The sequence below is a fragment of the Nonomuraea sp. CA-141351 genome (genome assembly GCF_050944675.1).
GTDB lineage: Bacteria > Actinomycetota > Actinomycetes > Streptosporangiales > Streptosporangiaceae > Nonomuraea.
In genome coordinates, this window is record NZ_CP191982.1 from 1,115,698 (window position 1) to 1,129,997 (window position 14,300).

At 70.3% G+C, this 14,300-nt stretch carries 11 protein-coding genes; 8 read left to right on the top strand and 3 right to left on the bottom strand.

The window, feature by feature from the left end; genetic code table 11:
• Positions 1 to 7: 7 nt before the first annotated feature.
• The gene (locus ACQPWU_RS05845) at positions 8 to 2,236 is read right to left on the bottom strand and encodes a protein kinase domain-containing protein (protein WP_433437412.1); all 2,229 of its coding nucleotides are present in this window, start codon (positions 2,234 to 2,236) and stop codon (positions 8 to 10) included.
• Positions 2,237 to 2,309: 73 nt separating this feature from the next.
• On the opposite strand from ACQPWU_RS05845, the gene ACQPWU_RS05850 reads away from it, so the two are divergent.
• From ACQPWU_RS05850 to ACQPWU_RS05865, 4 genes are all read left to right on the top strand, one after another.
• Positions 2,310 to 3,815 (top strand): succinic semialdehyde dehydrogenase, encoded by a 1,506-nt coding sequence (locus ACQPWU_RS05850; protein ID WP_433437414.1) that lies wholly within the window; start codon positions 2,310 to 2,312, stop codon positions 3,813 to 3,815.
• Between the two features lie 16 nt (positions 3,816 to 3,831).
• Entirely contained in the window at positions 3,832 to 4,416 is a 585-nt protein-coding gene (locus ACQPWU_RS05855) for a TetR/AcrR family transcriptional regulator (RefSeq protein ID WP_433437416.1), read from the top strand.
• A 20-nt stretch (positions 4,417 to 4,436) separates the two neighbouring features.
• The gene (locus ACQPWU_RS05860; protein WP_433437418.1) at positions 4,437 to 5,180 is read left to right on the top strand and encodes an MBL fold metallo-hydrolase; all 744 of its coding nucleotides are present in this window, start codon (positions 4,437 to 4,439) and stop codon (positions 5,178 to 5,180) included.
• A 138-nt stretch (positions 5,181 to 5,318) separates the two neighbouring features.
• On the top strand, positions 5,319 to 6,296 hold the full coding sequence (locus ACQPWU_RS05865) for a PLP-dependent cysteine synthase family protein (RefSeq protein ID WP_433437419.1): 978 nt from the start codon (positions 5,319 to 5,321) through the stop codon (positions 6,294 to 6,296).
• Positions 6,297 to 6,302: 6 nt separating this feature from the next.
• Here ACQPWU_RS05865 and ACQPWU_RS05870 read toward each other — a convergent pair whose 3' ends face one another.
• A complete protein-coding gene (locus ACQPWU_RS05870; RefSeq protein ID WP_433437421.1) occupies positions 6,303 to 7,046 on the bottom strand; it encodes an N-acetyltransferase in 744 nt (247 codons plus the stop codon).
• Between the two features lie 79 nt (positions 7,047 to 7,125).
• Here ACQPWU_RS05870 and ACQPWU_RS05875 point away from each other — a divergent pair, with 79 nt between their 5' ends.
• Entirely contained in the window at positions 7,126 to 8,619 is a 1,494-nt protein-coding gene (locus ACQPWU_RS05875; RefSeq protein ID WP_433437422.1) for a DUF885 family protein, read from the top strand.
• 225 nt (positions 8,620 to 8,844) lie between these two features.
• Complete coding sequence (locus ACQPWU_RS05880; RefSeq protein ID WP_433437424.1) at positions 8,845 to 9,666, top strand: SDR family NAD(P)-dependent oxidoreductase; 822 nt, start codon at positions 8,845 to 8,847, stop codon at positions 9,664 to 9,666.
• On the opposite strand, the gene ACQPWU_RS05885 is transcribed toward ACQPWU_RS05880, so the two are convergent.
• Positions 9,657 to 10,607 (bottom strand): hypothetical protein, encoded by a 951-nt coding sequence (locus tag ACQPWU_RS05885; protein WP_433437426.1) that lies wholly within the window; start codon positions 10,605 to 10,607, stop codon positions 9,657 to 9,659. The genes ACQPWU_RS05880 and ACQPWU_RS05885 overlap by 10 nt on opposite strands.
• A 41-nt stretch (positions 10,608 to 10,648) precedes the next feature.
• Here ACQPWU_RS05885 and guaA point away from each other — a divergent pair, with 41 nt between their 5' ends.
• Entirely contained in the window at positions 10,649 to 12,253 is a 1,605-nt protein-coding gene (guaA, locus tag ACQPWU_RS05890; protein ID WP_433437428.1) for a glutamine-hydrolyzing GMP synthase, read from the top strand.
• A gap of 1,101 nt (positions 12,254 to 13,354) precedes the next feature.
• Entirely contained in the window at positions 13,355 to 14,257 is a 903-nt protein-coding gene (locus ACQPWU_RS05895) for a hypothetical protein (RefSeq protein WP_433437430.1), read from the top strand.
• Positions 14,258 to 14,300: the final 43 nt, after the last annotated feature.

Genomic DNA, 14,300 nt, shown 5'->3' on the forward strand with positions numbered 1-14,300 from the left:
GGATGGTTCAGGAGCCCCTGTTGGGGTTGACGGTGAAGACCGGGCTGAAGTCGACCTCGTCGGGCACCTCCACCAGCTTGCGCACCAGCTTTCCGTTGAAGTCGACGACCTGGATCTCGTCGTTGGCGCCGTTGTCCTGCTCCCAGCAGTAGAGGTGGGTCTCGTCGTAGAAGCCGAGGACCTTGTCGCAGTCGGAGGAGAACTTGCGCATGCGATCGCCCGAGGCGGAGTCCCAGATGCAGTGGTCACCGTCGCCGCCGTTGGGGCAGTTGGTGACGAACGTCTTGCCCGAGGGCGAGAAGATGTCCTGCGTGCCGGCGGACAGCGTGCCGATGTTCGTCGCGGAGCGCGTGGCCTTGCCTTCGTCGTTGAAGAAGCGCAGGCCGCGGTTCTTCTCGTCGCCGTAGACGTTCACCGTGCCCTCGTCGTCGCCGTCGAAGCCGAAGGCCGTCTGGCGCACTGAGGTGTCGGAGACGCTGACGGTGGTGGCTTGTTTCTTGGCCACGTCCACCAGCACGAACCCGAGATAGAGCCAGTCCTTGCCGCTCTTCTTCTCGGTGTTGAGCAGGATCTTGGAGCCGTCCTTCGACCAGGCCCTGATGCTGCTGATCAGCGGCTCCTTGACGGTCTTGATCGTCGTACGCTGGCCGGACCGTCTGTCGGTGATCACGAGGAAGTCGAAGTCGTCCGAGCTGTAGCTCCTGCCCCTGGTCGCGAGGTAGCGGCCGTCAGGGGAGACCATGGACTCCCAGTTGGCGGCGTACTTCGTGTACGAGCCGTGCAGCGAGGTTCTGGCGTAGTCGATCCAGTCGTCCTTCTTCTTGTCGTAGACCTCGTAGGACGTCAGGACGACCGCGTCGTGCGGGTTCTCGAAGAGGAACATGTCGTCCGCGCCGGGGATCGACAACCTGTCGCCCGTCGTCGGCACGGACGACTGGCTGGAGGGCCGGCTGGTGGTCGTCTTGGACCTGGCCGGGCCGGGCGTCGGAGTTTCGGCGGGGCCGGCCAGTGAGCGCTTGTCGACCTGGATGATCACGACCACGCCGGCCAGGATCAGCAGCGCGACCGCCACCGTGATGCCGGCGATGAGCGGGGCCCTGCTCTTCCTCTGCGGCGGGCGCGACTGGTCCACCCAGCTCGGATGGGTGGGCTGCTGCCCGTAAGGGCCCGGAGGAGGCCACGGCTGCTGCGGGGACGGGGCGACGGAGCCCGTGCGCGGGACCGGGCCCGAGTACGGGGCGGGGCCGGACGGCGGGCCCTGTGGGGCCGGCCCTGACGGCGGGCCCGCGTACGGGCCTGACGGCGGACCCGTGTACGGCCCCGACGGCGATGCGAAGGGGGAGGCGGGCGCAGGCGTGGGGGCGGCCTCGGCGGCGGCCTGCGCGAGGATGCCCGGGTCCGGCGCGGAGGCCGGTGCGGAGCCGGGCGCGGGATGCCGCAGCAGCCGCATGATGACCTGCTCGGCCGTCGGCCGCTGCGCCGGATCCTTGGCCAGGCACGCGGCCGCCACGTCACGCAGCTGACCGTCGAGCACGCTCAGGTCGGGATGGTGGTTGAGGACGCGGTTGATCACCGCGGGCATCGTGTCGCTGCCGAACGGCGCCTGGCCGGAGGCGGCGAAGATCATCGCGCTGGCCCACGCGAACATGTCGGAGGCCGGCCCGACCGTATGACCCATGACCTGCTCGGGCGACATGTACGCCGGCGTGCCCACGACCATGCTGCTGATCGTCGCGGTGGCGTTCAGGGCCCGCGCGATGCCGAAGTCGATCACCCTGGGCCCGTCGGCGCCGATGATCACATTGGCCGGCTTGAAGTCGCGGTGCACGATCCCGGCCTGGTGGATCGCGGCCAGCGCGGTGGCGGTGCCGATGGCCAGCCGGTGCAGGACCGAGCCCGTGCGCGGCCCCTCCTCCTGCACGACCCGTTGCAACGAGGGGCCCTCGATGAACTCGCTGACGATGTACGGCCGATCCTGCTCGACCCCGGTGCCGAGGACCGCCGCGGTGCAGAACGGCGCCACCTGCTGGGCCACCTGGACCTCGCGCAGGAACCTCTCGACGCTCACCTGGTCGCCCGACAGGTCGGGCCGCAGCCACTTGACGGCCACGCGCGAGTCATTGTGGCCTTTGGCGAGGTAGACGACGCCTTGACCGCCCTCACCGAGCCGGCCGAGGAGATCCAGGCCCCCTAACCGCTGTGGATCTCCGGGGCGTAGCGGAGCGAAGGTAGCCATGAAGGGATTCTGTCCCTATGCCGCGCATCCGCAAAAACTACCCGCCGGTAGCCAGGCGGAATATCCTTCTGGCATGCACGTGACGTCCAGCGGTAGGACACGGCACATCATCGCCCCATTTACCGGCGAAACCCTCGTCGAGCTGCCTGTATCGGACGTCGACGACGTCCGCAGGGCGTACGAGAAGGCCAGGGCGGCCCAGGCCGAATGGGCGCGCAGGCCCGCGGCGGAGCGGGCGAAACCGTTCCTGCTGCTGCACGACGCGATTCTCGACCGTAGAGACGAGATCCTCGACATCGTCCAGAACGAGACCGGCAAGGCCCGCAAGCACGCCTTCGAGGAGGTGCTCGACGTCGCGGGCTGCAGCCTCTACTACGCCCGCCGGGCGCCCGGCCTGCTCGCCCCGCGCGCCCGCAAGGGCATCTTCCCCGTCGCCACCCGGGTGGCGGAGCTGCGCCGGCCCAAGGGCGTGGTCGCGCTGATCTCCCCGTGGAACTACCCGCTCGCGCTCGGCGTCACCGACGCGGTGCCCGCGCTGCTGGCCGGCAACGCGATCGTGCACAAGCCGGACACGCAGACCGCCCTGTCCACGCTGTGGACCATCGACCTGCTGGCCGAGCTGGGCATGCCGCGGGAGATCTGGCAGGTGGTGCTCGGCGAGCCGGCCGAGATCGGCGACGCGCTGCTCGACCACGCCGACTATGTGGGGTTCACGGGCTCCACGCGCGGCGGCAGGAAGATCGCCGAGGAGGCGGCCAAGCGGCTCATCGGCTGCTCGCTGGAGCTCGGCGGCAAGAACCCGATGGTGGTGCTCGGCGACGCGGACCTGGACATGGCCGTGCAGGGGGCCATCCGGGCCTGCTTCGCGAACGCCGGGCAACTCTGCCTGTCCATCGAGCGCCTGTACGTGCACGCGTCCGTCTTCGACGCGTTCGCCGAGCGCTTCGTCGCCCAGGTCAGGGGCCTCAAACTCGGCGCGGGGCACGACTGGTCGGTGCAGATGGGCTCGCTCACCTCGCAGCGCCAGCTCGACACGGTCAGCGCCCACGTCGACGACGCCCTGGCCAAGGGCGCGACCCTGCTGACCGGCGGCAAGGCCAGGCCCGACCTGGGCCCGCTGTTCTACGAGCCGACCGTGCTCACCGGCGTTGGCGAGGACATGGAGTTGTGCCGCAACGAGACGTTCGGGCCGGTGGTCGCGCTCTACCCGTTCTCCTCCGACGACGAGGTGGTCGAGCTGGCCAACGACACCATCTACGGCCTGAACGCCTCCATCTGGACCTCCAGCCTCCCGCGCGGCCGCGCGCTCGCCGCCCGCGTCAAGGCCGGCACGGTCAACATCAACGAGGGGTACGCCTCCGCCTACGCCTCCTACGACGCCCCCATGGGCGGCATGAAGGCGTCCGGCCTGGGCCGCCGGCACGGCGCGGAGGGTCTGCTGCGTTACACCGAGTCCAAGACCGTGGCCTCGCAGGCCGGCTGGCTGGGCTTCGAGCCGCCCTTCGGGCTGCCGTACGAGAAGTGGGCCGCCACCCTGGCCACCACGCTCAAGGCGATGCGGCGGCTCCGCCTGAAGTGACGTCTACGCTGTAAACATGAACGATCAGGGCACGGCCGGGCGCATCGTGGCCGTCGCGCAGCGGATCCTCCTGGAGGAGGGCGCCGGCGCGGTCAGCATGCGGCGTGTGGGCGACGCCGTGGGCATCACGGCCATGGCCATCTACCGGCACTACCCGAACAGGGACGCCCTGCTGCGCGCCGTCGCCGACCGCAGCGCCGGAGAGCTGGCCGCGATGTGGACGCGGCGCTCTTCCTCGGGGGACTGGGACGAGCGGGTCTCGGCCGCCCTCGACGACTTCCTCGACTTCGCGCTCGGAAGCCCGCATCTGTACGAGTTCCTGATCCTGGACGCCTGGGCGGGAGCGCGGCGCTTCCCCGAGGACTTCCGCGACGGTCAGGGCCCGCCCTTCAGCGTCGTCACGGGGCTCGTCGAGGAGGGCATGCGTTCGGGGCGGCTGCGCGAGGACGACCCGCTGGAGACCGCGATGACGGTCACGTCGAGCGCGCAGGGGCTGGTCCAGCAGTACCTGAGCGGGCGCATCGGGATGGAGGAGGCCGACTTCCGCGCGCTCTGCCACCGGTCGACGTGGCGGGTCATCCGCGGGCTCGTGGCGAAATGACCGGTCGTACCTTGGTGCCCATGGATATTCGTTATGTCGGAGGGCCGACGGCGGTCCTGGAGATCGGCGGGGTACGCCTGCTGACCGACCCCACGTTCGACGCGCCCGGCGACTACCCGATCGGGAACCGGGCGCTCACCAAGACCACGGGGCCTGCCGTCGAGGTCTCTTCGCTGGGGCCGGTGGACGCCGTGCTGCTCTCGCACGACCAGCACCCGGACAACCTCGACAAGGCCGGACGGGACTACCTGGCGTCCGTGCCACTGATCCTTTCCACGGGGTCGGCGGCCTCGCGGCTGGGCGGCTCGGTGCGTGCGCTGCCCAACTGGACGTCTGTCACGGTGGGCGACGGGCTCGAGGTGACCGGGGTCCCGGCGCAGCACGGACCGGACGGGACCGAGCACCTGGTGGGCGAGGTCACCGGGTTCGTGCTCAGCGGCGAGGGGCTGCCGACCGTCTACGTGAGCGGGGACAACGCCTCGCTCGACGTCGTGCGGGAGGTCGCCGGGCGGGTCGGCCCGGTGGACGTGGCGCTGCTGTTCGCGGGCGGGGCCCGCACGCCGCTGGTGGACGGATACCTGACGCTGACCAGCGACGACGCGGTCGCGGCCGCCGAGATCCTGGGCGCCCGGTACGTGGTGCCGCTGCACTTCGAGCACTGGGCGCACTTCACGCAGGGGCGGGAGACGGTGGAGAAGGCGTTCGCCGGGTTCGGCGACCGGCTGCGCCTGCTTGCTCCCGGCGAGCGCACACAGCTCCCCTGACCTGCTTCCGCCGTTAGCTCCCGAGCGGCGCGCGAGGCTCCTCTGCCCGGCTGTGCGCGGCCGGCCTGACCGCCCGTGCGGATCGGCTCGTGGCGAACGGGCGCGGCCTTCCCGGCCCACGTCTGGCAGGGTGAAGCGGTGAGCTGGAACGCGCGAGCGCTCGACGTACTGGCGGCGGGGGAGCCCACCCCGCTGATCGACTTCCCGGTGCAGGCGCCCGGGATCAGGCTGCTGCTGAAGGACGAGTCCGCGCAGCCCACCGGGAGCCTGCGGCACCGGCATGCCAGGGCGCTGCTCCGACGGGCGATCCTCGACGGGCTGGTCACCGAGGGCACGACCGTGGTGGAGGCGACGGGCGGCAACGCGGCCGTGGCGCAGGCCTGGTTCGCCCGGCGGCTCGGGCTGCCGTACATCGTGGTCATGCCGGGCGAGCGGAGCGAGGCGCGCGCCCGGGCGGTGGAGGCGCTGGGCGGGGAGTGCAGGTTCGTGACGCCGCCGCCGGCGATCTACGACGCGGCGCGCGAGATCCCGGGCCATTTCCTCGACCAGTTCGGGGGCGCGGCCGAGCACGACCTGGGGGAGGAGCTGTTCGCCCAGGTGCGGCCCGACTGGGTGGTGACGGGGGCGGGCACGGGAGCCACGTCCGCCACGCTCGGCCGCTGGATCCGCGCCCACGATGTGCCCTGCCGGGTCGCGGTGGCGGATCCCGATAATTCGGCATATTTCCCGGGATGGACCCTCGACGTGCCCGACTACGCGACGGGGATGCCGTCGCGGATCGAGGGCATCGGGCGGCCCCGCATGGAGCCCGGGTTCCGGCCTGACCTCGTCGACCTGGTCATCCCCGTGCCCGACGCGGCGAGCGTGGCGGCGGCCAGGCACATCAGAGAGGTCACGGGGCTGCCGGTGGGCGGCTCGTCGGGCACGGCGCTCTGGGCGGCGCTGGAGCTGGTCGAGCGCATGCGGGCCAGGGGCGAGACCGGCACGGTGGTGTCGCTGCTCGGAGACGCCGCCGACCGCCATCTGGCGACGTACCACGATGAGGCGTGGGCCGCCGGAAAGGGGCTGGACGCCGGCCAGTACACGGACGAGCTGCGGAGCCGTACCGGCGTCTGACATCGCTCAGCTCAGGGGATGGGTGACCCAGACGTTCGGCTCCACGTACACCGCGTGGTCGTGCTCCACGTCGCAGTGCACCGGGGTGAGCGCGCCCGGCACCTCCAGCGGGCCCGAGCGGTCGAACGGCAGGCCCGTCCACGCACGCCACTCCGCCAGCGTGCCCGCCACCACCATCGACCGGGGCGCCACCTTGACGATCTTCCCGCCCGCCCGCACGTGCACCCGCAACCAGTCGTCATGGGGCAGGCCGTCGGCGCGGGTCCTGAAGGCGTACTCGGACATGGGGGTGTGCGGTTCGAGGTGCTTCCTGTTGGGCCTGACGGGCGCCACCAGCTCGGGGTAGCCGAGGCGGGCGGCGTGGTCGCGCATGGCCGCCAGCATCACCGAGGAGAGGCCCGTCCCCTGCAGGTCGCGGCGGACGCTGATCTCCAGAGCGGAGATGCCGTCGGGCCGCTTGCCGCGCTCGCGGGCCAGCCAGCCGGACCTGATCACACCGTCCCACCCGTCGTCGGGCAGCTCGGAGCCCTCCATGAGGAACGGGGTCATGCTGCCGCGCGCCACCAGCCGCCCGGGGTCCGCCTCGTCCTCGGCCACCAGCACGTGCTCGGCATGGGTAGTGGTGGCGAAGGGGTAGAACAGGTCCGCGATCGGGTCCTGCAGCACGAACTCCTGCCACGTATGGACCATCTCGAACAACGACGGCGCGAACTCCGGACGCTCCGCGAGCGTCGTGATCTTGACAGCCATGTGGATCATTCTCACATTACGGCCGACCGGTATGCGCGCGAATAATCCGGGGCAGAAAGCGTGCGCTACCGTCGGCCGCATGACAGAACTTGACGCCAGGCTGCGAGCCATCACCGACCTGATCGTGGCAGAGGCGCGCGAGGGCGGCGGCAGGCACGAGTACGACGGCCGGATCCAGGACCTCTCACCCGAGGGCGTGCGATCCGGGCTGGCGCGGCTCGGTGAGGGGCCCGCGCCCGCGGACGCGCATGACGCCGAGCACCTACAGGTGTTCGAGGAGAGCCTGCGTACCCAGCTCGGCGAGCTGGAGCTGCATCGCAAGAACCCGCTGATCCACCTCTCGAACCTCGACCTCGCCTGCTACGACCGCGACTACGCCCCCGAGGAGGAGCGCGCCGCGGCCAAGGCGGCCCACCTCGCGCTCTGGCCCGAGGCCGTGGACCAGGCGATCGCCTCGCTCGACCAGGTCCCGGCACCCGTCGCGACGTCCCTGCTGGCGGCGGTCAAGGGGCTGGCCGCCGGGGTCACGGACGAGGCCGCGCTCGAGGCCCACGGACGGCTCGTGGCCCACGTCGAGCGGGCCGCGGCCGAGGGCGACCCCGACGCCGCGCTCGGCGGTGAGGCGCTGGCCAGGCTCATGGGCACGGCCGAGGGCCTGCCGGTCGATCTGGGCAGGCTGGCCGAGCGGGCGGACGCCGAGCGGGACCGGCTGATGGCGCTGCTCGCCGAGTCCTGCGCCAAGCTGGGGGAGAAGGGCAGGGCGCCGCTGGACGTCGTACGTGAGCTGGTCAAGGACCACCCCGACGCGGACGGCGTGATCGAGGCGGCGCGGATCGGCACGGAGAAGGCCATCGCGTTCACCCGCGAGAAGGACCTCGTGCCCTACCACGACGGCGAATGCCAGGTGGGGCTGGCGCCCGAGTCGCGGCGCTGGGCGATGGCCATGATGGCGTGGAACTCGCCCGGCGAGCCCGAGGGCCCGTCCTGGTACTACATCACGCCGCCGGAGCCGTCCTGGCCGGAGCGGGACCAGGAGGAGTGGCTGGAGGTCTTCAGCCGGACGACGCTGCCGGCGATCAACGTGCACGAGGTCGCGCCCGGGCACTTCTCGCACGCCCGCGCGCTGCGGCGGGCGAAGTCGGACGTGCGCAGGCTGCTGCAGTCGATGGCGTTCATCGAGGGGTGGGCCCATTACGCCGAGGAGCTGTGCGTGGAGGAGGGCTTCGAGGCGGACGACCCGCGGTTCGAGATCGGGGTGTGGGTGGAGGCGCTGATCCGCGTCACCCGGCTCGCCTGCGCGATCGGCGTGCACACCGGGCAGATGACGGTCGAGGAGGGGGCCAGGCGTTTCGAGTCCGACACGCATCTGGCGGGGCCCGCGGCGCTGTCGGAGGCCAGGCGGGCGTCGTTCGACCCGACGTACGGGCGTTACACCTGGGGCAAGTTGCTCATCCTCGACCTGCGGGAGCGGGCGCGCAAGGAGTGGGGCGCGGGCTTCACCCTGCAGCGCTTCCACAAGGCCCTGCTCGACCTCGGCTCGCCGCCCCTCGGCCTGATCGACCGCATCCTTTAGAACCGCCGGGAGCGGAGAGGGAGCGCCGGCCAGTGCCGCCTCCCTCCCCTCCCCGAAGTGCGGAGGTAGCGGGGGCGCCCGCCTCCTTCCGTCCCCCAAAGGGCCTCAACCGAAGTGCGGAGGGGGTGTTGGTCCCACATGGTGGGGGACGCATTCTCCAGGGCGTGCTCTAGGGCGGCGACGACACCTCCGGTAGCGTCGGGCGCGAGCGAGGAGGTTGGGCCTGTGCAGGAGCTCTCCGGAAAGATCGCCGTGGTGACCGGCGCGGCCAGCGGAATCGGGCGGGCGCTGGCGCTCAGGTTCGCGGCCGAGGGCATGACGCTGATGCTCGCCGACGTCGATCCCGGCGGCCTCGCGGAGACGGCCGCCCAGGCGGGCGACGGCAAGGTGCTCACGCAGGTCACCGACGTCTCCGACGCGGCGGCCGTACAACACCTGGCCAACCGCTGCTTCGGCGAGTTCGGCGCCGTGCACGTGCTCTGCAACAACGCCGGCGTCTTCCAGGGCGGCCACATGTGGACCAGGGGTGAGGAGGACTTCGCCTGGCTGCTCGGCGTGAACCTGTGGGGCGTGCTGCACGCCATCCGAGAGTTCGTGCCGCGCATGATCGAGCAGGACACCGAGGGGCACATCGTCAACACGGTGTCGGTGGCGGGGCTGTTCGCCACGCCCGGGGCCGGCGGGTACGCGGTCACCAAGCACGCCGCCCTGGCCGCGTCCCAGGCCCTCGCCGAAGACCTGGCCGCCACGGGCTCCAAGCTCCGCGTGACCGCGCTCTGCCCCGGCGCGGTCAGGACGCGCATCGCCGACTCGGCCCGCCTGCGCCCTCCCACGCTGGTCAACACCCCCACCCAGGACGAGGTGGAGGTTCAGGAGTCCGTCAGCAGGGCGGCGGAGCGTGGCATCGAGCCGTCCCAGGTGGCCGACCTGGTCGTGGAGGCCATCCGGGAGGAGCGGTTCCTGGTGCTGACCGATCCCAGGTACGCCGCCTGGCTGCGGCAGCAGACCGAGAGCCTGCTCACCGGCGACCTGCCGCCCTACCAGTGACGTTCGTGGCCGAGCATCCGCACCACCCTGCCGGTGCGCGGCTTGACCAGCAGCCGGACGAAGTCGCCCGGCAGCACGTCATGGTAGACACCCTCTTTGACCAGGTATGACGTGGCCTTTTCCGAGCTGCCGTCGTGGAGGGCGACGTAGTAGGCGCGCCTGCTGCTCATCGAGTCGGGGTCCATGTCGTTGACGGCCCAGCGCTTGACGATGTAACCGGAGACCTCCTGCTGTTTGGGGACGGGAGCGGAGGAACCGGGCGGCTCGATCTCGGCGCCGCGCCATCCGCTGCCGGTGTAGATCCACTGCTGCCGCGGGTCCAGCGGCGCGCGATCGGACCCGGCGATCTCCCGCCCGGCCTCGGTCGGCAGGAAACCCCTTCCGGCCATGAGCAGGCTTCCCCCGGCCACGAACGACACCATTGTCGCGATCATCCCCGGCCACGAGAGCCCGGCCGCCGAAATGGTGGCGTACCAGGGGACCACGAGCCCCATGGCCAGCAGCAGCGGCACGATCATGGTCTGCCAGCGCCTCCGCGCCAGCCCGAGCTCGATGGCTGTCTGCCGGACGAGCGGGACAAGATCGCTGTCCAGATCGGACCCTTCAGGCATGAGCGCTGTCACCGGCGCATACGGCTTGCCTCCCAGCCGGGTGGCCACCCTTTCCAGGACCCATCGCTCATATGGCCGGAGCGGCGCCTGCCTCGGGGGCGTCGATGAGAGGCGGTCGCCCTCGATCGTCACCCACCCGCGGCCCGCCAGGTCGAACAGCGCCGCTTGGAACACGTCCTGAGACCGCATCCCGCGTAAAAGCTCGACCACGGGCGCTGGCACCTCGTACCGGGGTGCCTCCAGGAGCCGTTCGCGGCTGGACACCTTGAAGGCGGCGGCCAGCGCGGTCACCCACAGGGCCCACGCGGTCACCGGCCAGGCAAGATCCATCGTTCTGTGTTAGCACGAGTGTCGTTGGCAGGCCAGGTGTAATGCACAGGGCCGATAGACTGTGGTTACCGCATTTCGCCTTTGGGGGGTTTCTCACGGTGTCTGAATTCGACACAGTGCTGGTGGTCGACTTCGGCGCACAATACGCGCAGCTGATCGCCAGACGCGTACGCGAGTGCCACGTCTACTCCGAGATCGTGCCCTCGACGATGTCTGTCGAGGAGATGTTGGCGAAGAAGCCCAAGGCGATCATCCTGTCCGGCGGCCCCTCCTCGGTCTACGCCGAAGGTGCGCCGCCGGTGCCTCACGGGCTGTTCGACACGGGCGTGCCCACGTTCGGCATCTGCTACGGCTTCCAGGCCATGGCGCAGGCGCTGGGCGGCGAGGTGGCCCGCACGGGCGTCGCCGAATACGGCGGCACCGCGCTGGAGGTGCTCAGCGAGGGCATCATCTTCGCCGGCCTGCCGGCCGCCCAGACGGTCTGGATGTCACACGGCGACAGCGTCGCGGCCGCCCCCGCGGGCTTCACGGTGACCGCCTCGACGCGCGAGACGCCGGTCGCCGCCTTCGAGCATCCTGGGCGCGGCCTCTACGGCGTGCAGTTCCACCCCGAGGTGCTCCACTCCGAGCACGGCCAGACGGTGCTCAAGCACTTCCTCGACGCGGCCGGCTGCCGCCCGTCGTGGACCATGCTCAACATCGTCGAAGACTCCATCGAGGCCGTGCGCCGCCAGGTCGGCGACGGCCGCGCGATCTGCGCGCTGTCGGGCGGCGTCGACTCCGCGGTGGCGGGCGCGATCGTTCAGCGGGCCATCGGCGACCGGCTGACCTGCGTCTTCGTCGACCACGGCCTGCTGCGCAAGGGCGAGGCCGAGCAGGTCGAGCGCGACTTCGTGGCCGCCACGGGCGTGAAGCTCCGCGTGGTCGACGCCGCCGACCGCTTCCTCAAGGCCCTCGAGGGCGTCTCCGACCCGGAGGAGAAGCGGAAGATCATCGGCCGCGAGTTCATCCGCGTCTTCGAGGACGAGCAGCGCGCCATCATGGCCGACGGGCCGGTCGAGTTCCTGGTCCAGGGCACGCTCTACCCCGATGTGGTGGAGTCGGGCGGCGGCACCGGCACCGCCAACATCAAGTCGCACCACAACGTCGGCGGCCTCCCCGACGACCTGCAGTTCAAGCTGGTGGAGCCGTTGCGGGCGCTGTTCAAGGACGAGGTCCGCCGGGCGGGCGAGGAGCTCGGGCTGCCGGCCGCCATGGTCTGGCGCCAGCCGTTCCCCGGCCCCGGCCTCGGCATCCGCATCATCGGCGAGGTCACGCGCGAGCGCCTCGACCTGCTGCGCGAGGCCGACGCGATCGCCCGCGAGGAGCTGTCCCGGGCCGGGCTGGACCGGCAGATCTGGCAGTGCCCGGTGGTGCTGCTGGCGGATGTGCGCTCGGTGGGCGTGCAGGGGGACGGGCGCACGTACGGGCACCCCGTGGTGCTGCGGCCGGTGACGTCTGAGGACGCGATGACGGCGGACTGGGCGCGCGTGCCTTACGACGTGCTGTCGCGCATCTCGACCCGGATCACCAACGAGGTCCGCGAGGTCAACCGCGTGGTGGTCGACGTGACGAGCAAGCCCCCCGGCACCATCGAGTGGGAGTGACTCCCTTTCCTGGGCACGCGGGTTAAGCCCTCCAGCCCCTACGGTGGGCTGCCGAGCGGCGGCTTCGCCGGGCGGCCGGCACTTTGCCACCCGGCCGCTCAAGAATGCGCCGTTGCGGCGGCCGGCCATGTGCGGGTCAGCAGGCGTCACCCTGGAGGCCCTCAGCCACGTGTGGCGGGTGGCGCCCACCGTGCGCAGCCGTACCGGATGATGGGGTTCGAGCCGGCTACGTGCGGCGGCTCAATCACGTGACCAGCTCGGCCGCCGCCCGGCCGACGTGTCGACGGAGGACGTGGCCGCCTGCCTGGACGGCTCGGTGGGGTCATGCCTGCCGCACCTGCGGGTGTCGGAGGGTGTTTCGACGCTGGACCTGGTCGGCTCGAAGTTCACGGTCTTCGCCGACGACGCGGCGTGGGAGCTCTCCCCGGTCGCGGTTGATGGTGATCATACGCTTTCCTCGCAGAAGACGAGTCCATCCGTCGCTCCCAGAGGCTGCCTCCGGCAGGACCCACACCCGAGGGCGGGCCTGCCTACGTCCTGCGGCCCCACCCCGGACGGTCGGACGGGACGGGAGGGGGCCGTGTCCGTCGTAGAGCCGGGGCCGCCGACCCCCTCCAAGATCAGGATCGGCCGGCGCTAGTCTGACGTGTCTTTGGGACCGCGTTTCACGCGGATGAGCGCGTCGATCAGCGAAACGAGGCTCGACTGTGGGAAACGGCCATGCGCACCTGGCTTTCGGGAGCAGACCTGACGGATGGCTGGGAACTGCTAGCCCCAACGAATCCGTAATGCCGTCAATGGCCGGGCTTACTTCGGGACGGGTCCCGAAAAGGTGGGAGTAAATTATGATCATTCCTTTTGGGGAGGGGGCATGCGAGGGGGTCCGCGCCCGCGTGACGTGGGCCGGAAGGTCATAGGGTTCGTCGGAAGTTAGTTGAAGTGTTGCCTTAGGGGAGGCTTCATCCCCTACTCTTGGCGGGATCGCCACTTGTCCGATTGTGCGGCTTTTAGGCGTATTTGGCATACACACAGGAATTCCGAATTATCATGACTTATCAGTCTTATCCGTTAGATCGTCCGATTCCTCCTGACTCGGCTTTGGTGGAGAGGGAGGACACTGCCCCGGCCAAAGAGGCCGAAGGAGAAGAGGAAACGGACAAGGGTGGCATCCTTGACGTCCTCGAGAAGATCGGCTCGGTGGTGGTTCCGGCCGGCGTCACGCTGTACGCGGTGCTGTACATGGGCTTCCAGGAGATGTACGCCGTCTTCGGCATCACGCCCGAGCAGGCCGGACTCGACCAGTCCGTGCTGCTCGGACGGCTCCTGGGCACCCTGCTTCCGCTGCTCCTGCTCCTCGCCGCGGGCGTTGGCTTCCTCGTCGGACTCGGCTGGTTGCTCAACCTGATCACCCGGGGCCGGGCAGGGCGCCTCTTCAGGGCCCTCAGGGAACGCCCATGGATCGTCGCGGTGATCGCCGGAGTGTGGGCCGGCCTGTCCTACCTGGGCTTCTTCTCGTACGTGTCAGTGGGGGAGTCAGAGTCACTGGACAGCGGAGACGTCATCTTCGCGGTCGCGCTGGGCGTTCTGGCCTACGTGGTGCCCTTCCGCCTGCTGCGCCGTAAGTCGATGGGCCGCGCCGGCATGAAGGTGATGATCGGCGCCTTCACGGGTGTCGGGCTGGGATACCTGCTCATCATCCAGATGGTCTTCGGTGCGGTGGAAGTGCAGAATACCGGCCAGTCCAACACCCTCCTCAACACCCTTGGCTTCCAGGACCAGTGGGCCAAGCTCCAGGACAGCAGCGGCAAGACGCTCTACGACGGGCGCTGGATGATGCTGCTGGGCGAGTTCGAGGGCGGCTACGCGTTCTACGACTGCGACAAGATGCAGACCTTCCGGAAGTTCTCGGAGAGCACGATCCTGGTCGACATCCAGCTCCAGCCCGACCGGGAGAAGGGATTCACCTGCGGCTCCCTCGCCGAGGGCGCCAAGAAGGGTCAGTGATCGGACGTCATCCAGGTGCCGGGTCGTTCGTGGCGCAGACCCA